This window comes from Rhizobium sp. SVR5-2C (assembly GCF_056755115.1).
In genome coordinates, this window is the sequence record NZ_JBNDHT010000501.1 from 1 (window position 1) to 247 (window position 247).

A 247-nucleotide genomic window follows, 5' to 3' on the forward strand; every position below is an offset into this window, starting at 1 on the left:
TGGCTGAACCGAATGTCGAACGGCACCGACGAGATGGGCTCGGTGTTCAAGACCTTCTCGATCGCGTTGGCCCTCGATACCGGTACGGTCAAGCTGACGGACACCTTCGACGCCAGCGCTCCCCTGCATTACGGCGGCTTCACCATCCATGATGACCGCGACGTGCCGCGGCGTGTTCCTTCGATCCCTGAAATCTTCCGCTACTCCTCCAACATCGGCACCGCCAAGATGATGGACAAGGTGGGCA

The 247-nt window shown here is 60.3% G+C and carries 1 protein-coding gene; it reads left to right on the plus strand.

Annotated features, from left to right (window positions below):
• Nucleotides 1–247 (plus strand): penicillin-binding transpeptidase domain-containing protein (locus ACPYOI_RS36675; protein WP_481424259.1); only part of this gene is annotated, 247 nt, incomplete at both ends.